This window comes from Bradyrhizobium yuanmingense, from assembly GCF_029167105.1.
GTDB lineage: Bacteria > Pseudomonadota > Alphaproteobacteria > Rhizobiales > Xanthobacteraceae > Bradyrhizobium > Bradyrhizobium yuanmingense_A.
In genome coordinates this window covers 200104-222831 of record NZ_JARFML010000007.1, presented here as the reverse complement: position 1 = coordinate 222831, position 22728 = coordinate 200104, and the positions used below count along the sequence as shown (strand labels likewise).

At 59.8% G+C, this 22728-nt stretch carries 21 protein-coding genes and 1 tRNA gene; 8 read left to right on the top strand and 14 right to left on the bottom strand.

Going from position 1 to position 22728, the window contains the following annotated elements; translation table 11 throughout:
• Window positions 1-26: 26 nt before the first annotated feature.
• The 4 genes from rfbA to rfbC are packed head-to-tail and all read right to left on the bottom strand — an operon-like array spanning window position 27 to window position 3444.
• Window positions 27-908 carry a glucose-1-phosphate thymidylyltransferase RfbA gene (rfbA, locus tag P0R31_RS12055; RefSeq protein ID WP_275514243.1) on the bottom strand — a complete coding sequence of 294 codons (882 nt, stop codon included), beginning with the start codon at window positions 906-908 and terminating at the stop codon, window positions 27-29.
• Window positions 817-1806 (bottom strand): dTDP-4-dehydrorhamnose reductase, encoded by a 990-nt coding sequence (rfbD, locus tag P0R31_RS12050; protein WP_275514242.1) that lies wholly within the window; start codon window positions 1804-1806, stop codon window positions 817-819. Before rfbD ends, rfbA begins: the two co-directional genes overlap by 92 nt.
• A 7-nt stretch (window positions 1807-1813) precedes the next feature.
• Window positions 1814-2872: a dTDP-glucose 4,6-dehydratase gene (rfbB, locus tag P0R31_RS12045; RefSeq protein WP_275514241.1), complete on the bottom strand. Its 1059-nt coding sequence runs from the start codon at window positions 2870-2872 to the stop codon at window positions 1814-1816.
• A 14-nt stretch (window positions 2873-2886) separates the two neighbouring features.
• Entirely contained in the window at window positions 2887-3444 is a 558-nt protein-coding gene (gene rfbC / locus P0R31_RS12040; RefSeq protein ID WP_275514240.1) for a dTDP-4-dehydrorhamnose 3,5-epimerase, read from the bottom strand.
• Between the two features lie 352 nt (window positions 3445-3796).
• Between rfbC and P0R31_RS12035 the strand changes: the two genes are divergently transcribed.
• The 3 genes from P0R31_RS12035 (at window position 3797) to P0R31_RS12025 (ending at window position 9842) form a co-directional block, all read left to right on the top strand.
• On the top strand, window positions 3797-6133 hold the full coding sequence (locus P0R31_RS12035; protein WP_275514274.1) for an AAA family ATPase: 2337 nt from the start codon (window positions 3797-3799) through the stop codon (window positions 6131-6133).
• 78 nt (window positions 6134-6211) lie between these two features.
• Window positions 6212-8224 carry a hypothetical protein gene (locus P0R31_RS12030; protein ID WP_275514239.1) on the top strand — a complete coding sequence of 671 codons (2013 nt, stop codon included), beginning with the start codon at window positions 6212-6214 and terminating at the stop codon, window positions 8222-8224.
• 148 nt (window positions 8225-8372) lie between these two features.
• On the top strand, window positions 8373-9842 hold the full coding sequence (locus P0R31_RS12025; RefSeq protein ID WP_275514238.1) for an exopolysaccharide biosynthesis polyprenyl glycosylphosphotransferase: 1470 nt from the start codon (window positions 8373-8375) through the stop codon (window positions 9840-9842).
• 61 nt (window positions 9843-9903) lie between these two features.
• Here P0R31_RS12025 and P0R31_RS12020 read toward each other — a convergent pair whose 3' ends face one another.
• Window positions 9904-10272 carry an H-NS family nucleoid-associated regulatory protein gene (locus P0R31_RS12020; protein ID WP_036013596.1) on the bottom strand — a complete coding sequence of 123 codons (369 nt, stop codon included), beginning with the start codon at window positions 10270-10272 and terminating at the stop codon, window positions 9904-9906.
• Window positions 10273-10984: 712 nt separating this feature from the next.
• Here P0R31_RS12020 and P0R31_RS12015 point away from each other — a divergent pair.
• Complete coding sequence (locus P0R31_RS12015; protein ID WP_275514237.1) at window positions 10985-11371, top strand: H-NS histone family protein; 387 nt, start codon at window positions 10985-10987, stop codon at window positions 11369-11371.
• Window positions 11372-11513: 142 nt separating this feature from the next.
• On the opposite strand, the gene P0R31_RS12010 is transcribed toward P0R31_RS12015, so the two are convergent.
• The 3 genes from P0R31_RS12010 to P0R31_RS12000 all read right to left on the bottom strand — a co-directional run bounded on the left by P0R31_RS12010 (window position 11514) and on the right by P0R31_RS12000 (window position 14143).
• Complete coding sequence (locus P0R31_RS12010) at window positions 11514-12593, bottom strand: nucleotidyltransferase family protein (RefSeq protein ID WP_275514236.1); 1080 nt, start codon at window positions 12591-12593, stop codon at window positions 11514-11516.
• Window positions 12580-13719 carry a serine/threonine protein kinase gene (locus P0R31_RS12005; protein ID WP_275514235.1) on the bottom strand — a complete coding sequence of 380 codons (1140 nt, stop codon included), beginning with the start codon at window positions 13717-13719 and terminating at the stop codon, window positions 12580-12582. Before P0R31_RS12005 ends, P0R31_RS12010 begins: the two co-directional genes overlap by 14 nt.
• 178 nt (window positions 13720-13897) lie before the next feature.
• On the bottom strand, window positions 13898-14143 hold the full coding sequence (locus P0R31_RS12000; RefSeq protein ID WP_275514234.1) for a hypothetical protein: 246 nt from the start codon (window positions 14141-14143) through the stop codon (window positions 13898-13900).
• Window positions 14144-14820: 677 nt separating this feature from the next.
• Here P0R31_RS12000 and P0R31_RS11995 point away from each other — a divergent pair.
• Window positions 14821-15045, top strand: coding sequence for a hypothetical protein (locus P0R31_RS11995; RefSeq protein WP_275514233.1), 225 nt, complete (start codon window positions 14821-14823; stop codon window positions 15043-15045).
• A 1098-nt stretch (window positions 15046-16143) separates the two neighbouring features.
• Here the strand turns inward: P0R31_RS11995 and P0R31_RS11990 are convergent.
• Window positions 16144-16228, bottom strand: a tRNA-Leu gene (locus tag P0R31_RS11990).
• Between the two features lie 200 nt (window positions 16229-16428).
• Entirely contained in the window at window positions 16429-16671 is a 243-nt protein-coding gene (locus tag P0R31_RS11985; protein ID WP_018647371.1) for a FliM/FliN family flagellar motor switch protein, read from the bottom strand.
• Window positions 16672-16753: 82 nt separating this feature from the next.
• Between P0R31_RS11985 and lipB the strand changes: the two genes are divergently transcribed.
• Both lipB and P0R31_RS11975 read left to right on the top strand, forming a co-directional pair.
• Window positions 16754-17515 carry a lipoyl(octanoyl) transferase LipB gene (lipB, locus tag P0R31_RS11980; RefSeq protein ID WP_275514232.1) on the top strand — a complete coding sequence of 254 codons (762 nt, stop codon included), beginning with the start codon at window positions 16754-16756 and terminating at the stop codon, window positions 17513-17515.
• Window positions 17516-17714: 199 nt separating this feature from the next.
• Window positions 17715-18428: a DNA helicase gene (locus tag P0R31_RS11975; RefSeq protein ID WP_275514231.1), complete on the top strand. Its 714-nt coding sequence runs from the start codon at window positions 17715-17717 to the stop codon at window positions 18426-18428.
• A 45-nt stretch (window positions 18429-18473) separates the two neighbouring features.
• On the opposite strand, the gene P0R31_RS11970 is transcribed toward P0R31_RS11975, so the two are convergent.
• On the bottom strand, window positions 18474-18896 hold the full coding sequence (locus P0R31_RS11970; protein WP_275514230.1) for a tautomerase family protein: 423 nt from the start codon (window positions 18894-18896) through the stop codon (window positions 18474-18476).
• Window positions 18897-19008: 112 nt separating this feature from the next.
• Here P0R31_RS11970 and P0R31_RS11965 point away from each other — a divergent pair, with 112 nt between their 5' ends.
• A complete protein-coding gene (locus P0R31_RS11965) occupies window positions 19009-19860 on the top strand; it encodes a LysR family transcriptional regulator (protein WP_275514229.1) in 852 nt (283 codons plus the stop codon).
• A gap of 57 nt (window positions 19861-19917) precedes the next feature.
• Here P0R31_RS11965 and P0R31_RS11960 read toward each other — a convergent pair whose 3' ends face one another.
• From P0R31_RS11960 to P0R31_RS11950, 3 genes are read right to left on the bottom strand one after another with little or no spacing between them, the layout of a single operon-like run.
• Window positions 19918-21354, bottom strand: coding sequence for a TIGR01777 family oxidoreductase (locus P0R31_RS11960; RefSeq protein WP_275514228.1), 1437 nt, complete (start codon window positions 21352-21354; stop codon window positions 19918-19920).
• Window positions 21351-22016: a DUF4166 domain-containing protein gene (locus P0R31_RS11955; RefSeq protein ID WP_275514227.1), complete on the bottom strand. Its 666-nt coding sequence runs from the start codon at window positions 22014-22016 to the stop codon at window positions 21351-21353. Before P0R31_RS11955 ends, P0R31_RS11960 begins: the two co-directional genes overlap by 4 nt.
• Before the next feature lie 16 nt (window positions 22017-22032).
• Window positions 22033-22590 carry a GbsR/MarR family transcriptional regulator gene (locus P0R31_RS11950; protein ID WP_275514226.1) on the bottom strand — a complete coding sequence of 186 codons (558 nt, stop codon included), beginning with the start codon at window positions 22588-22590 and terminating at the stop codon, window positions 22033-22035.
• Between the last annotated feature and the right edge of the window lie 138 nt (window positions 22591-22728).

Below are 22728 nucleotides of genomic sequence, written 5' to 3'. Positions count from 1 at the left end.
TCGGTTTCGATATCGGCTGAGTGGTGCTAAGAAAACTGCGGCAGTCGCGTAATTTCGCTCAGATATTTGCCGTAGCCACTCTTCTCCAACGGTTGAGCCAACGTCAGAAGTTGATCGCGATCAATGAAGCCAAGCCTGAACGCGACCTCCTCGAGGCACGCAATCTTCATTCCTTGCCGCTTCTCCAGGGTCTGGACGAACGTCCCCGCGTCGATGAGAGATTCGACCGTGCCGGTATCCAACCACGCAAATCCCCGCCCCATGCGTTCAACGTGGAGCGCATTGGCCGAAAGGTAACGCATCTGAAGATCGGTAATCTCGAGCTCGCCGCGCGCCGATGGCTCGACACGACGAGCGTAGCGGACGACGCGGTTGTCGAAAAAGTACAGCCCCGTGATTGCCCAGTTCGAAGCCGGCCGTTTGGGTTTCTCTTCGATCGACACGGGGCGGTCCGCTTCGTCAAACGCGACCACGCCGTATCGTTCTGGGTCTCGCACGTGATAGGCAAAGACGGTTGCGCCTTCCGCGCGACCTGCCGCCCTGGCAAGCAGCTCGCTCAGGCCATCGCCGAAGAAAATATTATCCCCAAGCACCATCGCTACCCGATCGCTTCCGATGAAATCGGCCCCCACGATGAACGCGTCTGCCAGGCCAGCGGGCCGGGTTTGTTCGGCATAGCTAAGCTTGATACCCCACTGGCTGCCGTCGCCTAGCAATCCCTCGAACTGACACCGATCCGAAGGCGTGGTGATGATCAGAATTTCGCGGATCCCTGCCAACATCAGCGTCGACAGGGGATAGTAGATCATGGGCTTGTCATAGATCGGGAGCAACTGCTTGCTGACCACTCGTGTGATCGGATAGAGGCGCGTTCCGCTGCCGCCAGCCAGCACGATTCCCTTCAGCATCGGTTTCTCCTTCTCCGACCAGCTGGTCCAGACAGGCTTGGAGTGAATGGCGCCAAGGCGCCAGGCGAATCCCGAACACGCGTTCGGCCTTGGATGAGTCCAGGCGCGAGTTCCGAGGCCGACGCGCAGCGGTCGGAAACTCCTCAGTCGTGATCGCCTCGAGCGCCCGAATTCGCACTCCACGACGGGAACACTCGTGGAAGATAGCCTGCGCAAAATCGTGCCAACTTGCCTCGCCTTGGCCACCGAGATGAAAGATGCCGGCCGTGGCCCTGCGATCGTCCGTTACTGATCGTTGTGTGATCCGGAGGACGGCTTCCGCAAGGTCGAACGCGTAAGTCGGGTTACCATGTTGGTCGCTGACAACCCTTACGACCTGCTGCGTCTGGCATAGCCGCAGCATCGTTCGGACGAAGTTGTTGCCATAGGGACTGTAAAGCCAGGAGCATCTGATCACGGTCGCGAGCGGGTGCGCCGCCAATACAGCAGCCTCCCCCGCAAGCTTGGATGCGCCGTAGACGTTCAACGGCGCTGGAATGTCGCTTTCGTCGTACGCATCGGGTTTCGCACCGTCGAATACATAATCGGTCGAGAGATGGATGAGTGGAATGTTCATTTGCCACGCGACATCCGCCAGCGCGGCCGCGCCATCGCGATTGATGCTGAGGGCCCTCGCCGCTTCAGATTCGGCCTGATCTACCGCCGTATAGGCGGCCGTGTTGATGATCGCAGACGGCCCGATCGACGCAATGAGCTTGTCGATACCTTCCCGATTCTCTAGATCGAGCTCCGGACGCCCGAGCGCCACCGCCGGCAAACCGCGCCTTGTGGCAAGATCACGAAGGCACGTTGCCAGCTGACCATTCCGTCCGGCAAAAAGGATTGGTCGATCTGTCATCTCCACCTCAGTTTTGGGTGGCCAGGAGACCCAGACGCGAGCCGTCATAGATGCCGCTGCGAGCACACTCCCACCAGGCGCGGTTCTTGAGATACCATCCGACGGTTTCGAACAGGCCGTGTTCGAAGGTTCTGATCGGTTTCCAGCCGAGCTCGCGATGTGCTTTCGATGCGTCTATTGCATAGCGGGCATCATGTCCGGGACGATCCGGCACGAACGTAATGAGAGAGCGTCTGCACCCCGCGCCCGGAGATAAGCGATCAACAACGTCACAAATCCGGGTGACGACCTCCAGGTTGGATCGCTGGGCATCTCCGCCGAAATTGTACTTCTCGCCGGGCCTCCCTTCGTGCAAAAGTCGTATCAAGCCCGCGGCATGATCATCGACGTGAAGCCAATCGCGGATATTCCTTCCGTCGCCATAGACTGGCAGAGGCTTCCGGTCGATCGCATTGAGGATCGTCAGCGGGATGAGCTTTTCCGGAAACTGATACGGCCCGTAATTGTTCGAGCAGTTCGACACGATCACCGGCAGGCCGTAGGTCCGAAACCACGCGAGCGCGAGATGGTCCGCGGCGGCCTTGCTCGCCGAATAGGGCGAGCTCGGCCTGTAGGGCGTATCCTCGCGAAAGAGATCATCTGGTCCCAACGAGCCGTAGACTTCGTCCGTCGACACATGGATGAATCGGAAGTGCTTCCGTCTCGAAGCCGGTAGACGTTCGTAGTAGGCTCTGGCCGTCTCCAAGAGTGTGTAAGTGCCAACTACATTGGTATTGACGAAGGCGTCGGGTCCGTTGATGGAGCGGTCAACGTGGCTTTCGGCGGCCAGATGTATGATCGCGTCAGGCTCATAGTCGGCGAACGCAAAATCCATGGCCGCGCGATGGCAGATGTCGGATTGCAGGAACGCATAAGTCTCCAGCTTCTCGATGCTCGCGAGCGAAGCCAGGTTGGCTGCGTACGTCAACTTGTCTATGTTGATCACTGCGGCACCAGTCTGTAACACCAAACGGCGACAGACCGCAGAACCGATAAAGCCCGCTCCGCCGGTCACCAAGATACGCATTCTACTCGTCTCCACTAGTCGAAAACGCAACCGAGCTGGCTGAGCGTAGGAAGAGTCTGGTCTTTTGGCGACACGTGGGCTTCTGAGGGCGTCACGGGCCACTCGATCGCTAACGTTGAATCAGCCCAATAGACGCCACCGTCATGACTTGGGGCATAGACCTGATCGACTTTGTATAAGACGACGGTCTTGGGCTGCAGCGTACAGAAGCCGTGTGCGAACCCCTTCGGAATGAATACCTGCTCGCCGCCTTCACTATCCAGCTGTATCGAGATGTGCTTGCCGAAGCTGGGCGATGAACGCCGAAGGTCAACTGCAATATCGAGAACCGCCCCGCTCAACACCCGTATCAACTTCGCCTGGGCGAAGGGCGGCCGCTGGAAGTGCAGGCCGCGCACCGTGCCGATCCGATCCGAGCTGGACTGATTGTCTTGAATAAAGTCATGGAGAATTCCCTTCTCTGCAAACGCAGATCGCTGGAAGGTCTCAGAGAAGTAACCGCGGGCGTCGGAAAACCGATCTGTGCGAATGACTTTGACATCAGGGATCGCCAAGGATCGCAGCTCCAACATTGGGTACCCTTCTGCCCGCTCTCAATTCAGATCGGCTTCGATGAGGCGGACTATAATCCCCGTCGAGATTAATCTTTCACGCTCACAATCCACCACGAAACGGTCGCACCATTTCGGCAAGAGTCATTAGATCAGCTGCAAGCCACGGAAAAATCTTGGAATTCGCTTACGCTCCATTGAGCGAAATCGCCGCACCTGCATTTTTCTTTCCCGCTCTGATTAATATATTGTTTATTTAATTTGGCAAGCGGGTTTTTATAGAGTATATAATTTCATACTATCTCGCAGAGCGCTTTAAATGCCGCCTTCGGGCGGGCGGGCGCAACGTGACCAATCGTCGGACAGGTACGTGATGCTTCAGAACAATCTTCAACATGCGGATAGAATGCGGCTGCCGGTGAACGGACCGGCTCAACCCGCCCAGACAGACGGCGGAGGGATCACCGACGTCATTAATTTCGGCATCGGGCTTCTACGGCGCCAGTATCTCGTAATCCTTGTTACCGCCGTACTCGCCACTGCGGCCAGCTTGCTCTATCTCCGTTTGGTCTCCCCAACCTATACGGCGCAGGTTCAGATCCTGCTGGCCAATCCCAGGCCTCAATTTGTCCAGCAGCAATCACTCCTTGCCGAGCCGGCCATCGATCTCAGTCAAATCGAGACCCAGCTTCAGCTCCTGAGGTCAAAGGCCAATGCGGTTGCGGTAATCGACAAGTTGAAACTGGCGGACGATCCGGACTTTAGTGCGTCCGGCCTCTCTTTGCAGGCGATCTGGCAACGAATTTGGCCATGGCCCTCGACTAGATCGAAGAAGGATGTGCCCCACGAGACGAATGGCGAGCCGTCGGACACTCTCGTAGACGCATTTCTCAGTCGGCTTTCCGCTGGACGTGTCGGATACAGCCGGGTCATTGAGATCAGCTACAGTTCGAGCAACGCAGCTCGGGCCGCGGAGATCGTGAATGCGATAGCCGACACTTATGTTGCAGACCAGCTCAATGCAAAGTTCGACGCTAATCGCAAGGCAACCAGTTGGCTGCAGGAGAGGCTGCGTGATCTGGGCGACCAGGCCCTCGCCGCGCAACGTGCCGTCGACGTCTACAAGGCTCAGAACAACATTGTTTCTCTGGGTGGAAAGCCCATCGACGAGCAGCAGATCACCGAGATCAACAATCGATTGGCCGCAGCACGCGCTCAGACATCTGAAGCCACCGCCAAGTTGGCTCGTTATGAAACTCTCCTTGCCGTCGACCCGAAAAAGCCGTCCTCGATAGACAATCTGGATGCTATCGGGACGGATGCGTTGAACAGCCAGATTATTACGGGGCTGCGCCAGCAATATCTCGAGCTCACCAGACGTGAGGCCGAGTTGGCCGCGAGAGTCGGTCGTGACCACTTGGCAGTCGTCAATATCCGGAACCGGGCGCGAGAGTTCCGCGTCTCCATTTTTGACGAGGTCAAGAGACTTGCCGAGGTCAGCCGAAGCGAATTCGAACTGGCCAAACAGCGCCAGGAAGAAATCGAGAAGCAATTGTCCAAAGCGGTTTCGCAGTCCCGTTCGGTCAATTCTGCTGAGCTGACCATCAAGGACTTGGAAAGCAGGGCAAAGGGCCTGCATAGCTTGTACGAGACCTTCCTTCAGCGCTACATGGGCTCTACGCAGCAGGAGACGTTTCCCACCTCGGATACGCGGGTACTTTTTCCGGCTTCGCCGCCGGCTAGCAAGAGCAAGCCGAAAGCAAGGATGATCCTGGCGTTTGGTATTCTCGGCGGCCTCGCGCTGGGCATCGGCTTGGCGCTCCTCAGAGACCTCATGGATCGCGTCTTTCGGACCTCTTCACAGGTGGAAACCGTACTGGAGTTGCCTTGTCTATCTTTGGTCCCGTTGTTGCCGGCCCGCAAATCTCCCAAACCACCAATCCGCCTTCAGAAAACCGATGATGATGCTCAGCGGCGGATAGCCTCGTCTCCAACCGCAATTCATCAGACCGTGATCGGGATGCCACTATCTCGATATACGGAGGCCATTCGTTCCATCAAGCTAGCGATCGACCACAATCCGGCGAAGATCTCTTCCCAGGTCATCGGCATTACCTCTGCGTTACCGAATGAGGGGAAGACCACGATTGCAGCCTCGCTCGCGCAGTTGATCGGGCACACCGGCAAAAGAGCTATCATCGTCGATTGCGACCTCAGGAATCCCTCACTGACCAGCATCTTCGCGCCCAAGGCGGCCTGCGGGATCATCGAAGTTGCAAACGGTAGCCGGTCGCTCGCCGAAGCTGTCTGGAGGGACCCGGCGACCAATCTTGCATTTCTGCCCGCCGTGCGTCGGGGACCTTTGCTTCACACCAGCGAAATTCTTTGCGCGGACTCGATAAGCAAGCTCTTCGACCGTTTACGGTCCGAGTATGACTACATCATCGTCGACCTTCCGCCCTTGACACCGTTGGTAGACGTTCGAGCCACGTCATCCCTGATTGACTGCTACATTCTCGTTGTTGAATGGGGCCGGACCAAGATTGATGTAGTGCAACACGCACTGCACACGGCACCAAACATTTATGAATCCCTGATTGGGGCAGTTCTCAGCAAGACCGATACCAAGGCGATGGCTCGATATGACGGTCATCGGAGCTACTACTACCATGATAGCCATTACATCCGTTATGGTCTTTCTGGCTCTTGAGGCTGGCTCATAGCGGCCTGCCCCTTTAGCTGGCCCGAGGGACCAGCGGAGTGGCCGCACAACACCACGGGTGTTCACATGATGGTCCGGCTTGTCATATTGGCCGAGTTGGTGGCGATTGCCGCGGCGTTCGCAATGCCGGAAAGCCTGCAGGCCTGGGTATTGATATCGGTGGTACTCGCAACAGCGGCGCTAACGGTCGCGATCTTTCTACCGCCCTCCTCCTTCGGGCTTGCTAAACTACTCCGTCCAAGTCTCGTCGTTGTACTCGCGGCTCCGGCGCTCTGGATGGCTTTGCAGGCGGTGCCGATGCCGATTGGCAAACTCGGCAATCCCATTTGGGCAACTGCATCGGCGACCTTAAACGAGCCCCTCGCCGAAAGAATCACAGTCGACACCACGGCGACCATGTTCTCGCTCGTGCAGTATTGCGCCGTGCTTGCTGCAGCGCTCACTGCAGCAGTCATCGCGCTTGACCGATATCGCGCAGCGCAACTGCTACATATTCTGCTGTCGATAGCCACAATCGTTACCGCCTTGTGGTTCGGCAGGGAAATAACCGGTGTGGCTGAGCCCGATGGGTCGGCCGTCGCGGTGCTCGGTGTGTTGCTCTCCTGCGCAACGGCAATTCGTGCGGTCGATCAAATACTCCGGCGCAGTCGACCAGGAACAATTGCGCTAGGCCCGCTCCCTGCGCTGTCCGTCGCGACCATCGCATTGATTGTCTGTATGGCGGCACTGCTCATTCGGGGCAACTCGACTGCAGTCGTCTCGGCCATCCTCGGCTCAGAAATCTTGCTCTCGGTGTTCGCGGTTCGCAGGTGGTTCCCGGGATTGTGGGGTACTGCTGGCGTCCTTGCGACTGCCACGATTGTCTTCATTGCCACGGCTACGGTCATTCCCTTCAGAACGAACACCGACCTGACGATCGTCTTGTCAACGAGCAGTCAGGCCGCAACAGAACGGATGCTGCAGGACGTCGCGCCGGCAGGATCCGGTGCGGGTGCTTCGACGGTACTTTTGCCGATTTACCAGGATGCTGGAGTTGGCGACTCGCCAGAAAGACCAACCGCCGCCGCCACAATCGTTATAGACATGGGGTGGGCTTTTCTCTGCGCCGTCGTGGTTGCCGCCTTGCTCTGCGCTTCTGTGCTGATCCGACGTGCTCTGTCACGTGCTTACGATTACGTCTTCCCAGCGCTGGGCGCCGGCGCTTTGATTGCAGTGACGATACTCGCGTTCTCCGATCATGGAATTATGGGATTGGGAGCATCGCTTCTGGTCGCTGCGCTTATTGGGCTGGCGTTCGGTCAAAGCCTCTCCGACGTAGCACGTGACGCCATATCGTCTGGGTCGGAAGCGACGTCTGACCAAATTGCAGATCTAGCACCTGCGCCTCGCCGAACGTTGACCCCAACGTTAGTCGCCATTTGGCCCCGCGTTAGCCTGATGGTACTTGGTATTGTGCTGATCGTGGAGGCAGCGTGGATGGCCCTTCCTGAGCGGCATCTCGGTGCAAGATCGTCTGTGCCGTCAGTTCTGTCGACTGCAGCAGCAGGGCCGAGCGCGATGTCGAAGACGATTTCCCTTGCGGCAGCGCGTGAAGATTTATGGATCCGAGGGGGATCAAGATTCAACCGGGATTCGGCTCTGGCTGCCGACGAACAAAGGACAGCTCCCCCCATGACTTCGGACGAGTTTGCCCGCGCATTGCGCTCTTCGCCACTCCGCGGTGACATTTGGCTCTTGCTCGCGGCGACGTCGAAGCACAGTTCGCCCCAGCGCAACACGGCAGCGATGCTTAGAATGTCATACTATACCGCGCCGAATGATTTGGACCTGCTTCCGTTGCGCGTATCGGTCGCACTCGCCGCAGATGTCATGGTGCGGGAGCCCGACCTGCGTGAATTAATCAAACGGGACGTCAGCCTCGTCGTTAGACATCGGCCTGCCCTCAAGCCAGCCCTTGTGACCGCGTACCGGTCAGCCTCGGCTGATGGGAAGATCTATTTCGAAGGCCTGATTTCGGAACTCGATCCGGCGTTGCTCGACCAGGTGCACACGCAGAGTTCGCGAAGGGGCTCTCGCTAACTTCAGGAGCCGCGCTTTCAGCCCAAGCCGCGATCGCAGATCGGCGACAAAGGGGCGCACGCCATTAAATGCGCGGAACCAGGGTTTTTGCTTGATAATGGCGATTAATTAATAAATAGTTAAATATTAAATCGCAGAGCTCCGACACATGAACTTCGTGAACCGACATTTCCCCGATCGGGAGGTTACGGATCGTCTCAGTCCCGAACCGACGGTATCCCGCAAGCTCAAATGGCCCCTCCGTTATGACGCGGTCGAGCACGTGGTGCTCGGTGCTGATGTTGCGACTATTCTGTTTGCCAGCCTCGTGTCTACATTGCTTTACCAAGCTCAGTATGGGCAAGCTGCGGCCAACTTGGCCAACGCGCTTGGCTTGGCGCTGGTTAGCGCAGCTTGCCTCGTTTGCCTGCTGAAGACCCACGGCCTTTATCAGCCGGTTGAGCTCCTCGTCCTCCGAAACCAGATGCGCGCGGTCTGTTTGGCTTGGATGTCCTCAGTACTTTTCATCTTGGCGGTGTACGGCTTCGCAATTCGCCCGGAGACCTCTCAGCACCCAGGCCTGCTCTTTGCCGTCTTGGGCCTGAGCTTACTTTTGGGCGAACGGTGGGGAGTCAAGGTGCTTCTCGGAAGGGCCCTGAGCGGCAGGAGGTTCGCCACTACAAACATTGTTCTGATCAGCGATCAACCATTGGCGAAGAACGTGGGATTGTCCGAGACCTTGTCGATGCACGGGTATCTCGTCAAGGGACGGTTCAGCTTGCCTCCGTTAGGCTTCGGTCCTGCCTGCCGAAGGCGGCTCACGATGCGCGTCATCGACTACATCCGCACCTGCCATCTCGATCAGGTTGTGGTGGAAGCTGAACCGGAGCGATGGCCCGAACTGCGAGCCTTTGTTGCCGATCTGCGCGTTTTGCCCTTCCCGATTATATTCGTGCCCGTTGGCACGACATCCGAGTTGCTTCGACACCCCAAGCGGAGTCTTGGAAGCGCCGTTTGTGTAGAACTCCAGCGTGGCCCCCTCACACCGCTGGAGTGCGCGATCAAGCGGACGATTGACGTTATCGGTGCGGGCCTCGCATTGGTGATGCTCGCCCCGCTGCTTGCGCTCACCGCGGTGGCGATCAAGTTAGATTCCCCCGGGCCTGTATTCTTTCGGCAGCAACGCTGTGGCTTTAACGGCCGAATCTTCTTGATCCGTAAATTCCGGACCATGCGTGTGCTCGAGGACGGACCCGTAGTCCTTCAGGCCAACCGCGCCGATCGACGCGTTACCCGCGTCGGCAAATGGCTGCGCCGAATGAGCTTCGATGAATTGCCGCAACTGCTAAACGTTCTCGACGGCAGCATGTCGCTCGTGGGACCGCGTCCTCACGCCGTGGCTCACGACAGTGAATTTGACAAGCTTGTGCGAAACTACGCGCTTCGGCGCCGGGTCAGGCCAGGGTTGACTGGCTGGGCTCAAGTCCATGGCTGCCGGGGCGCCACTCCCACAGCAGTCATGGTCGAAACACGTGTCCAATATGATCTCTGGTATATCGACAACTGGAGTCTTGGGCTGGATCTCGCAATCCTCCTGCGAACTCCGGTAGAGGTCTTGCGAGGGCGCAATGCCTACTGAGCACAGATCATGCGAATAGCGCCTCTTATACGCCCTTACACTCCTGCCGATTACCGATTAGTCACGCCCGCTGGCGAAGCTTCGGACTGGCTTCGCCGATGCGAAACTCTTCAATTCTCCGGCCAGACTTCATTGCGGCAACCAACCAGCGCGGCCGCTTACCACGTCCCGACCAGGTCTCGGCCGTCTGCGGATTCCGATATTTCGGCAGCACCCGAGGATATTTGCGTCTCGGCTTGCCGGTCGAAGACGCGCCTGCCGGGCTCGAATCCGCCAAAACAGCCATCCCGCCCCCAAGTGCCGCCAAGCGCTTTTCCAGCTCGTTCTTTTCCGCCTTGATCCGGTCAGACAGGATCCCGCTGATTTCCTCATGAAGCGACCAGAGATCGTCAAGGGACATCGCTTCTAACTCAAGTTTCTTAGCCGCCATGATCTCACCGTGTAGTTGCGCCCAACCCAATATTGCCTCTGTCGATATATTAATCAAGACAGAGAGCCCGATTATCCCAGAAGAATGTTTGGAACCGAACTGGAACTGGCGCTCCAGATAACTGGGTCCACGTTAATAATCAAGCCGGTAAAATGAGCGATCCGCACAATTTAACCGCGGACAGGATACGCGCACATCTATTTTGCTCAATCACCGCGCGTTAACTGCTCAAGCCCCATCAAAGATGGCATAGGAGCCGATTCTGTCAGGGACCTGCCACGCCGGAGCACTAGATGCTGACGCGCCGGGCTGCTTTTGTTAAGCCTCCTACCGCCTTGCAGCCGCCCCAGAGACGCAAACGGGAGCCAATAATCCCAATATCCTTCAGCGCGCGCCGTCTGAGCTCGATTTGGAAGCTCAGGGCCCGAATGTCGGACAACAAGGTCGGCGGAGCCGCAAACCGGCCGACTGAATCCTGAAGACGTTCAAGAGGATACTCTATCAAACCATGCCTCCTCTAAGCATCTTCGGCGAGATTCTTTGCCACCGGGATCAGTTAATAAAATAATCGTCGCAATAATTATTAAATAATATATAATATTTTTATCTCGTGATCAATTTGAGCGCTGATTTAGTCAAACAATCATTCGTCACTCGGACGAAGAATGGCTGAATGGACGACGGGTCAGTCGAACGGTGTCGAGAAATGCTAATGCGAAGGCAAGATCTCGAAGCCATGGATTTTGAGGAACTTTGGCTCCTTCACGAGGAGCTGACAAAGATTCTCGCCGAAAAGATCACCGCCGAAAAGCGAGAGCTAGAAAAGCGTCTTGCGCAGCTCAACCAGCCGGATCAACTCGGTGGAGCTGAAAGCGGGGCGACTGAGGCGGGAACAGGCCAGCCGCCCCGTCGCAAATACCCGAAGGTCGTGCCGAAGTACTTTAATCCGCTCCAGCCAACAGAGACTTGGTCTGGACGTGGTAAGCAGCCCCGTTGGCTCGTTGCCGCCCTGAAATCGGGCCACACGCTCGAGGAGTTCAAGATCCCCGAGAACGGTGAATCGTCCGAACGGAATGCTGGTGGCCGAGAGCATTCCTAGATGCGCGAAAGTGGCACCGCGTTGAGCTGGGAATGCCCACCGTGCGTTCCGAGCAGCGAATTCCGCCTCGAGCAGGCGGCGGATCGAAAACCCGCTTGGCCAACCGACGCCTCAATCGCGAAAGCGCCGACGTTCGCTGACCTTAGACCTTGCCCGCACGAACTGCGGTCGTCGCGTTCAAAAGAAGTCGTAAGGTGCTAGCCTTTGGCACAGACCACAATCCCCGTCGGTTCGCCCCAGTCTTTGTCGAGACGATAGTTGCCTCTCTACGATAGTTTCTGAAGTCCAGAAGGCTCATCGCGAGGAGAGGCACGCGCGTAGCCGGAAAGCGTGCTTGCATCAACTGACGCATGAACTGCAGGCGAGGAATCAGTCGGGAGCGCAACGCGTGTGGAATGTCGACGCCAAGTAGCTCGGCAACAGCGATCAGCTGGGTTTCAACCGCGTTCTTCATCAAGTCGCCCGAGACACGAGAGGTAAGCTTCTCCCAATCGACAGGCTCGGCTGAATGGCTTAGGTCGCGCAATTCAACAAGGTGCCGCAGGTCGAGGTCGCCAAGCCAATAACCATAGTCTTGAAACTGATCATGGATGATCAACATCAGCGCTTGGAAGGTTGGCGTGGGGATATATACGCGTGCCCGTCCGAGCGGCGCAGGAATACAATGGTTCAGCGCATGCCCGAAGTTCTGGTAGAGGTACGCAGGACCGGGAGCTGCCCGCTGCAGGTCGATGGACCCGACATCCTGGGGGCGATTCAGATCGGCATGCCATCTATGGCTTTCGGGATCGGCCTGGTTATGGATATCGTAACCAATTCCAAATAGCGCGGCGACAGCCGTTCTGGCGTCGTCTGGCATGACCATGATATCCAGATCGGACATTATCCGAACACCCCTTCGCGCCTCGGGCGCGGTCGCCAGCGTCGAAGCCCCCTTGAGCAGAAGCGGCGTAATGCCGTGACCATTCAGTGCAGCGGCAGCTTCTTCGAGTTGAGCGACGAGGCGGTCATTGCGCAGCACGTTTCGGCGGTGGATATGCCGAATATATGCGCAGACGTCCTCCGGCAGCATCGACGCATATTCGTCGACAAAGTCGATGAGAGCCGGCGTCGTCAGGGTCTGATTTGCGAGCCCGATGACGGACGTCCACTCTATGTCGGCCGGCGGCCTGCCGCGCAAGCAGTTGCAGAGACTCGTAAGCGCGCTGCTATGCCTTGCCATTGCAAAGATCCACAAGCACGCGCCGAGCCTCTCCGGCCTCGCTGTAGGTGAGTTGAAGCGATTGCGCGCCCGCGACAATCCGCCTTAAAGCGGAGAAGCCGGCCTGTGACAGTCTACCATCGCCGGCAAATGCGTTGTCGATGAGCCGCTTTATCGAATCCAAACGATCTATTGCGGCGAGTTCGGCCGGACCACTCGGGACCCTGTTCAAGAAGATGATCCAGCTTGCGGGAACGCATTGGTTCTGCGCATCCGAAATGGGTACGTACCGCACCCGAACGCCGTCCGAGCGGCAATGCGTCGCGTCGTACCGGTCGCCATGTAGTCGCGAGAGCGAGCCCCACGATCCTTTCTTGAGGGTGATCGCGAACGGCACTCCGCAGATCGTTCCCTCACCGCCAACCAACGCGACGTCATCGCCAGCGTACCGCAGTCCGGCGTCCACCAGTTGCAGTGTGAGGGTAGACTTTCCAGCTCCCGGATGGCCGCACAACAGCAGGCCCATGCCGTCTTTCACGAGAGAAGCGGCATGAAGTGAGAAGACCCAGCGAGTGCTTCGAATGAGCCGCTCGGTGATATGAGCTTTGATCGTAGGCGCGAGCGCTTCGACTTCGCATCTGGAAATGCTGGAATCCTGTCCGCGCAACAACGCTTGTTCATCCAGCATCATTGTCTCGATCGCGATGTCGGCGTCGCCGCCGGCGCCCTGGTCCGAAACACAGAACGCCGACAGCAGCCGTCCCAGGAGGTCCCGATTTGCCGCCCGGACGGTTATTCTGTGTCCACCGAGTTTTGCTGAGAAGGCCCAGTCGGCCGGCATCCGCCAATCGACTTTGAGCAATGCCCGATCGATCCAGGCATTTACGACCTCTCGCGTGAACTGGCGTGCCGTGGGCTCATCAATGCCTTGCGCCCCAAGTGCCCGATACACGTCTCCTAGCGAGGCGCCTTCCCCTAACTTGCACCAGATAAATGCCCCTACTCGGTCGAGTTCAAAGATCTTCTGCTCCCCTTCGCTGAAGATGATTGCTCGGCCATCCAACAGCGCGAATACTGCATTCGGAGCCGGTCTCAACACTATCTCTGCCGACGATCTTTCCAACACGGCTTCCACCGATGTGAACAATTCTGCCTCGCCTTGTACCGGCGAGGCGGCGACGGCCTCCGGGAAGGATGTTGTGGCGGCACCGACAGCGGACGGGCGCCGCCTGCGGCATTCTATCTAGCCCACTGCGGCGCTGCGATTTCCGTTCAACCGAAAACGTCGCCCGGTCCGGCTCGCTTCGACATGTCGTTCCGGCCGGTCATGCCGCGAGCTGACCGTCCTTGCCCCCGTCTTGAGGAGAAATGCTCAACCCCTGCTCTCCAAGAAGGCTCGCACTGGCGCTCAACCGATGAGCATCCAACAGGTACCGATAAGCTTCGCGATCGGCACTCCGTTCTCTCAGAATGCGCTCCTTCTCGCCAATGCTGACCAATTCTGCGCGCATCTGAGCCACCTGCAGCGTCGCCGAGGTGAGGTTGTACTCGTTAAGAATTAATTCCCACATCGTCTCCTCCAGCCGAAGAAACCTGGACGAGTTTAGCTTACGTGATCGGCAGCAATTAACAACGAGATTTGCAGATTGTGGTTATAATCAAAATTTGTTTCACATTTGAACCTCCGGGCGACCATTCGGTACCACGGGCGAAGCGCTGCACGCATCGAACAGGAACAAGGGCCGCTGAAGCCTACGAGACGGACCGGACATTTTTCGACGATGCACGAGCCGCGTAAAAATAAATCAGCCAAGAGTCGCAAATCAGACCGACAAGGCCAATTTTAATTTGCACATTAAATGGAAATCGAGAATATTAACAAACCGCACCGAGGGGGCGACACCAGTGATCCGGTTTGCCAATCTGTCCGTCCAGAGGACAATAACGGCTTCGTTGCAGGGTTCCGCTCGAAGTCACAGGTATTTCGACAAGACCATTATTAGACGCCTCCCAGAAGCATTCGGTTGACGTCGGAGGTCATTCAGTGTCTCGGCGAAAGCCGGCACTGGCCCAAGAATTCGCCAAGCAGGAATCCGGTCGGTTGGAGAAGCGTCGTCACGAGCAAGCTGCCCTTTTGCTCGAACAACGACCCCAGGTGCGATGCCCCCCAAGTCACCCGCACCGACGAGAGCGCACTCCAGCCGGCCGGCCCTTTTACTCGACAAATACGTGTTTCAGGGAGGCTCGTATGGGCATGATCATGGTCAAGTGTCCGCAATCCGGCCGCGCGATTCCGACCGGCATCAAATCCGATCGTGAGACTTTCCTGCGAAGCATCGTGTTTTTCGGCAATACTCTTTGTCCGGACTGTCGGGCCAATCACAACTGGTTTGCCCGCGAGGCCTGGGTCGAGGAGCCGATCGTCAGAACAGTAGAGGTAGCTCGTATAGCGCCAACGTGCTGGTGCAAATGACCCGCGCGCTTCGGAGAGTGTGTTCATATTCCCCTTCCGATAGCGCGTTGCTGTTGCAACGCATTGCAACCATTTAGAATATTTTCGCGCATTGTCGTAAAACGAACCGACGCCCCCGGTGGCCATCGCTTAGACGTTGTTGGCACGTCGCCACAATCCGAGCTTCCGTCACGAATTTCGGCAAAGGCCTGTTTGGGGGTGTTGTAGTGAGTAGTGGGATTTGCAGCCTGGCTGTTCTGCGTGACACAAGAATCGAGCTCGTTAGCCTGCTGGCTCAATTGAGGCGGCTCCGCGAGAGAGTAAGAAGGGCGGAAGCACGGCGCTCGGGACAAAGACGACGATCAGCGCCGGCATCGCGCGCCCGAGGCCGCCGAGCATGAGACATCGCACGCAAGGCATCCGCAGTTCAGGGCATTTGTGACGACTATGCTCCCTGGAGTTGAAGGCCAGCATGGAATTGCAAGCGCCCTTCTGGATCCCCGTTAGTGTCGGACCGCTTCATCGATGCCCAACGGGCGAGGAGAACATTGGTGCCTCAGTCGATAACAAGCGACGGTATCGACTCTCTCGTTCCCATTTTGTTCTAATCAGGTATGTCTGACCGACCCGCGAGCTGGCGCATGCCCAACCCGCAACTGACAACCGTCCTCGCCGGGCACCTCCCGAAACCTGAACGTGTGCAACCGGATTACCCGGCCCCCAATCGTCCGCAACGTGCCCGACGGGCGTGAAGTCGCCATGGCGTGCTGGGCTATGCCGTCTTCCTCGGAAGCGCACGACCAACATACGCAACACCAGCAGCAAACATTGGCCCGGCAGGAGCGATCTTCATGCTGATGACGAGAGAAAGACGGCCGGGAATCCGAACCTTGCGTGGCTGGACCATCTCCGTACTGCAAGACGCAGGTGCCATCCGTGAATGCGAGCCGGCATCGCCGTTGCGGCCAGCTCTCCGGTGAAACTCATCATTACTTAGGATGGGAGTGAAGTCTTGAAGGCGACGAGCAAGCCACACAGTGAGCTTGCGTTCACTTTCGACAGCTCTGGCACACTCGTATTCACCGCACGGTGGGCAACCCGCCAGCGATTTGCAAATTATGGTGCGCTCGGAGGGACTCGAACCCCCACGGTGTTACCCACTGCCACCTCAAGGCAGCGCGTCTACCAGTTCCGCCACGAGCGCTAGGAGATGCCGGCCTGAGGTCGTTCGGGTGGCCGGATCAGCGGCGCCGATCTAACAAATCCATCAGGGGGATACAAGCCTGCAAAAGCCCCGAATTCCACAAGCTTGGCAGGAAAACCCCCGCCTCCCCGGGAGATCGGCCTTATCGGATACCCGGGCCGCAACCGCTTGCCCGGACCGTTCCCGTGTGATCGGGGCCCCTACCGCGTCCCGGGCGACCGCGGCAGCATCTGCTTGACCTCGACCGCGATCCTGTTGCGGTCGACCAGCACGACGCCGGAGGCGACCGGCAGATTATTGGCGAGCACCTTGACCTCGTCGGCCTCGGTTGCGTCCAGCTCGATGATGGCGCCGCGGGAAAGACGTAATACCTGATGGATCGGCATGGTGGTCGTCCCGAGGACGACCATGAGATCCACGGTGACTTTATCGAGAGTGGGCACTGTCAGGACCGCCGCAACTTGGGACTTGAGCCAAAGGACTTGGCATTTGCTCCCGAGATCATCACCACGTTATGGTTAGCCAATGGTTAATTCGACCCAAAAGCCCCGCCAAGACCAACGTCAAGACCTGCGTCAAGACCTCGATTTGACGTCGTTTTCCGCCGCAGGCGATGAGCCCGTCGAATGGCGGATTTCGGACGCCCCGGTGCCCTATCCGGAGGCCGTCGCCGCCATGGAGGCGCGTGTCGCGGCGATCGCCGCGGGCGAGGCCCCTGAACTGGTCTGGCTGCTGGAACATCCCCCGCTCTACACCTCCGGCACCTCGGGCAAGGAAAGCGACCTGCTCGATGCCCGATTCCCGACCTATGCTACGGGGCGCGGCGGGCAGCTCACCTATCACGGGCCCGGCCAGCGCGTGGCCTACATCATGCTCGACCTCAAGCGCCGCCGGCCGGACGTGCGCGCCTATGTCGCGAGCCTAGAGGAGCTGATCCTGAAGACGCTCGCCGCCTTCAACGTCCGCGGCGAGCGGCGCGAGGACAGGGTCGGCGTCTGGGTCAGGCGACCCGACAAGGGACCTGAGCACGAAGACAAGATCGCGGCGATCGGCGTCCGCCTGAAGCGCTGGGTCTCGTTTCACGGCATCGCCATCAATGTCGAGCCGGAGCTGTCGCATTTCGCCGGCATCGTGCCCTGCGGCGTCGTCGACCCCCGTTACGGCGTCACCTCGCTGGTCGATCTCGGCCAACTCGTGACCATGGCCGACGTCGACATCGCGCTCAAGCAGGCGTTCGAAGAGCTGTTCGGACCGACCCGCGCGCTGCTGCCGGAAGCGGCCGTCTGATCTTTTTCTGTTTGAGCGGACCGCGGCCCGCTCTCCGACCGTCGCGGAATCAGCTACGCTTCATTCCGGTGCCGCCCACGCCTCCCCCCTCCGCCGGGAAAGCAGACCTCATGCCGAGCGAGTTGATCATCGGCCGACTGTTCGAGCGCCAGGCATAAGGAGGGGTTGCGATCCATGCTCGCAATGGGAGGTTTTGACGATGAAACTGTCTGCGCCCATCTACCATCTGAAGCGCAAGGCCAGGCGCCTGTCCCGCGAAGCCAGCATTCCGCTCCACGACGCGCTTGACCGCGTCGCTGCAACCGAAGGGTTTTCCGCCTGGAGCATGCTTGCCGCCAAAGCAGCCGCACTGACTCCCGCGAGCAAACTGTTCGCGCAATTCCGTCCGGGCGATTTGGTGCTGATCGGGGCACGTCCCGGCCAGGGCAAGACGTTGATGAGCCTCGAACTTGCCGTCGAAGCCATGAAGTCCGGCCATCGCGCCGCATTCTTCTCGCTGGAGTACACCGAGCGAGATGTGTTGGACCGCCTCCGTGCGATCGGCGTGGAGCCCGCACAGTTCGACAAGCTGTTCGAGGTGGATTGCTCCGACGCAATCAGCGCCGATTACGTCGTCAAGCAGATGGAAGCGGCGCCGCGCGGCACCTTCGTCGTGATCGACTATCTGCAACTGCTCGATCAGAGGCGGGAAAACCCCGACCTGACGGTGCAGGTGCGGACGCTGAAGTCGTTTGCGCGCGACACGGGGCTGATCGTCGCCTTCATCTCGCAGATCGATCGATCCTATGATCCCGCAGCAAAGCCCTGCCCCGATCTCAGCGATGTCCGCTTGCCGAACCCGCTGGACCTGAAGCTGTTCGATAAAACATGCTTCATCAACAACGCCGAAGTGCAGTTCCGCGCCGCGAGCTGATGGCCTCGGGCCGCGGGTGAGATTGCTCACCCGCGGCCTCTCGCATCACGCCGCCTGCAGCGAAACCTCGAGCTTGCCTGCGATGTAGCGCCGCTCCTGAGACAGGCCGCCAAAGCCGTAGGCGTCGCCCTTGACCTCGTCGACATGCAGATAAGTCTCGGGATGCAGCGGGCCCAGGATCTCGGCCATGCGCTTGAACATGGCGGCGAGATAGGTTGCCTTCTCGTCCTTGGTGTTGGTGCCCTCGGTGACGTGGATGTCGATCCAGTAGCTCGCGAGCTTCTGCTCGGCGAGCGACTTGCCGCCGGCGAACCAATCGCCGGCGTCGACCGACTTCACGATGATGGCGGTCACCTTGGGGTCCTTGTGCAGGATCTTTGCGGTGAGCTGGGATACCGCGCTCGCGATATCGGCCTTCAGCGAGGGGGACTGGCGGGACGTAGTGTAGGACACGGTGATCAGGGGCATTGTCGTTCTCCTCGACAAGCTGCGCAAGTTGCGCGGCGTTGGAGGAGAAACTAGACCTGCCGCTGTCATTTTGGTATCTTATCTATACTGATATCAGTGATAATGACTTGTAATGAACGCCACACTCGACATCGCCACCGTCCAGGCCTTCCTTCTGGTCGCCGACCTCCAGAGCTTTACGCGTGCCGCCGAAGCGCTCGGCACGACGCAGGCCGCGGTTAGCCTGAAGCTGCAGCGGCTGGAGACCTTGCTGGACAAGCGCCTCGTCGAGCGCTCGCCGCGTGCGGTCCGCCTCACCGCCGATGGCGCCGCGTTCCTCGATCGCGCCCGCGCGCTGATGGCGGCACACGATCTCGCGCTGTCGGGCGACGCGCCGGCCGCGCAGTCGCTCTCGCTCGGCATCTCCGATCACGCCGCAGGGCCCGAACTGGTGCCGCTACTTGAGCGCCTGCATGCGATGTCGTCGAACCTCACCCTCGCCGTCACCATCGGCTTCTCACGCGAGATGCAGGATGCCTACGATTCGGGCGAGCTCGATGCGGTGATCGTACGCCAGGAAGGCAGCCGCCGCGGCGGCGAGAAGCTGGCTGAGGACGAGTTCGGCTGGTTCGCCGCACGCCGATTCACGTCGCCGAAAGGCGAGCCGTTGCCGCTCGCAACGCTCGCCCCGCCCTGTGGTGTCCGCGCCGTCGCCGTGCGCGCGCTCGACAAGGCCGGCATCTCCTGGCGCGAGCGCTTCGTCGGTGGCGGCGTCACCGCGGTGGTCGCGGCAGCACTCGCCGGGCTTGCCATTGCGCCCCTGGCGCGGCGGATCGCGCCGCCCGGACTGATCGATATCGGACCTGCTCACAAGCTGCCGAAGCTCGGCAGCTCGAAGGTGATGCTGCATTCGAAGGTCAGCGATCCCGCCAAGCTTGCCGCGCTGCGTGCGGTGGCGGCGACGTTCCGGAGTCTGGCAGCTTAGTCCGCAAAGCCAACCTCGCCTCGTTCGTGTGCAAGTCGCGCAAGGCATGACATCACCTCACAGGATCGCCTTGAACGCGCTGCGCAGCGTCTCGTGGCGGAACACGAAGCCGCGGCTCAGCGCCTTGTTCGGCAGCACGCGCTGGCCGCCGAGCAGAAGCTCGTCGGCAAAGCCGCCGCCGATCCGGCGCAACAGGCCGCCGGGAATGCGGAACATGACAGGCCGGTGCAGGCGGCGGCCGAGCTCTTCGGTGAACTTTGCATTGGTGACGGGGATCGGCGCGGTGGCGTTGACGGGACCCGAAAGATCCGGCGTCGCCATCACATAGGCGATCAGCCGGATCAGATCGTCGCGCTCGATCCAGGACATCCACTGCCGCCCGGTGCCGAGCGGGCCGCCGAGGCCGAACTCGAACGGCGTCAGCATGCGCGTGACGAAGCCGCCTTCGGTGCCGAGCACGAGGCCGATACGCAAATACACCACGCGCACGCCGAGCTCCTCCGCCGGCCGCGCCGCTGTCTCCCAGGCCGCGCACAGCTCGTGGCTGAAGCAGGCGTGAGATTTGGCCGATTCCGTCAGCACCTGGTCGGCCCAAAGGCCGTACCAGCCGATCGCGGAGCCGCTGATCAGCACCTCTGGCTTGCGCGCGAGCCGCGCGATCAGCCTGACGAGCTCGCCGGTCGTGTCGACGCGCGAGCCGATGATCTTCGCACGCTTCGCTTCGGTCCAGAGGCCGTTGCCGATCGGCTCGCCGGCGAGATTGACGATGGCGTCGATTGGCGTGTCCGCGGCGAGCTGGTCGAGGCTGGTGATCAGCGTCACCGGCGGCGGCAGCATCTCGGCCTGCGCCGGATTGCGGATCAGCGCGATGACGTGATGCCCTGCCGCGCTGAGGCTTGCCGCAAGCCGGCTGCCGATAAAGCCGGTGGCACCTGTGATCAGCACGGTCTTGCGGCCGGGTAGCTGTTCGACAAGTCCGACCGCCGGCACGCTTCGCATGCGGGCGAGCCGCCGCACCGCCGCGAAATCCCTGAGGCCGCACAGTGCCGCGCCAAATGCGCAGGCGGTCGCGGCGATGCTGAGCAGGCCCTGATAGACGACGATCACGCCGGCGGGCTGCATCGCCCAGGCGATTAGAACGGGCATCAACAGCACCAGAATGGCGCCGTAATTGATCGCAAGCAGCGTGTGATTGATGCGCTCGCTCGGCGGCAGCTTGCGGCTGAGGTCCTCCTCGATGAAATCCATCAAGGTGATGACAATCTCGGCGACCAGCACCGCGACAATCAACAGCGCCAGCACGCCGTGAACCTCGAGCCAGCCGAGCACCAGGAACAGCAGCGCATAAAGCATGTTGCGGATGCCGTGCAGCTTCAGCTCGAAGCGCTGTGATGGCCGCCAGGCCAGGCGCTCGGTGAATTCATGGTGATAGAAGGTGTCGAACACGCCCATCACGATCTGGATGGCGATGAGTGTCCACAGCAGCGGCGTCATGATACGGCCTCCCTGAACAGGACGGATTGATGCATCAGCGCGCCGCGACGCGGGTGAGTGACATCGAGGGTGAAGCGGAAAGCGCCCTCGCCGAGATCCCGGTGCGTCACGATGAGCTCGCCCGGTGTCAGCCAGCGCGGCAGCGGAAGCCACAGCCGTCCAAGCTGGAGGCCGTAGCCGGCGCTGTGAAAGATCAGCACCTGATCCTCGACCGCGATGCGCAGCGCCATCGACACGCCGAAGCCGACATATTCCTCGAGCCCGGTTGGACCGGCGAAACGCTTGGCGGAATGGATCACCTGAGGAAAGCCGCGCTTGCGCGCGCAGATGCGCGTCCAGGTCTGGCCGCCGGTCGCGCCGTCCTCGGTGACCGTGACGATCATGGGCACGCCGATATCGCGGCCGGTCGGCAATGGTCCGCCGATCAGGCGTGCGGCCTGCGCAAACCACCAGCCGAAATCGCTGAAGGCGATCTCGTCGACCACGCCGACATAGACGATACTGTCGCCGTCGGCGACGCGTTTCGAGAAGCGTCGCCAGGTGGCGAGCGGCAAGCGGCCCCAATCCTCGTCCGGCAGCAGCGTGCGGAAACGCCGGTCGTCGAGCAGTCTTACGTGAGCGGAGGTCGATGCGTTGGAGCCCGATAGTCTTGCCGACGTCATCGCAACCTCCTCGATCCTATTTGACCTTGCCGATCGGCAGCAGGTTGGCGATCTTTTCGCCAAGCCGCATCAAGGCGACCAGCCGCGGCCGCGGTACCCTCAGCATCTGCATGAACCAGTGGTCGGCGAGTTCGGTGAACGCCAGCATCTCCTTCAGGCGCTTGGCGGCGACGGGACTGATGCCGGGATCGTCCGTGGCATCGGACACGCATGCGCGAAGCGCCGCGATCGCCGGGTCGATCTCCCGCTCCTTGCGCCGCGCCGCGATCCTCGCGGCGATCTCCCAGATGTCGGTCTCAGCCTCGTAATGGTCGCGGCGGTCGCCCAGGATCGGCACCCGCCGGATCAGGTTCCAGGCGAGCAGCTCCTTCAGCGAGTTGGAGACGTTGGACCGTGCCATGCCGAGCGTGTCGGCGATGTCCTCGGCCGTCATCGGCGCCTCGGCGAGATAAAGCAGCCCGTGAATCTGGCTTACCGAGCGGTTCACTCCCCACTCGTCGCCCATGTCACCCCAGTGCAGGATGAAGCGTTCGACGGCAGCGGGTAGTTTCTTCTTTCCGGTTATTTCTGTCATGACAGAAATATCTGACGAAACCGCTTTCTTGTCAAGGGACGGCTTGCATACGGCCCGTCAGTCCTGCCTAGAAATGTCCCACAGGGCGGGAACCATCTCGCGGATGCCGCGTTTGTTCCCGTCGAGGCGGGGTCCGGG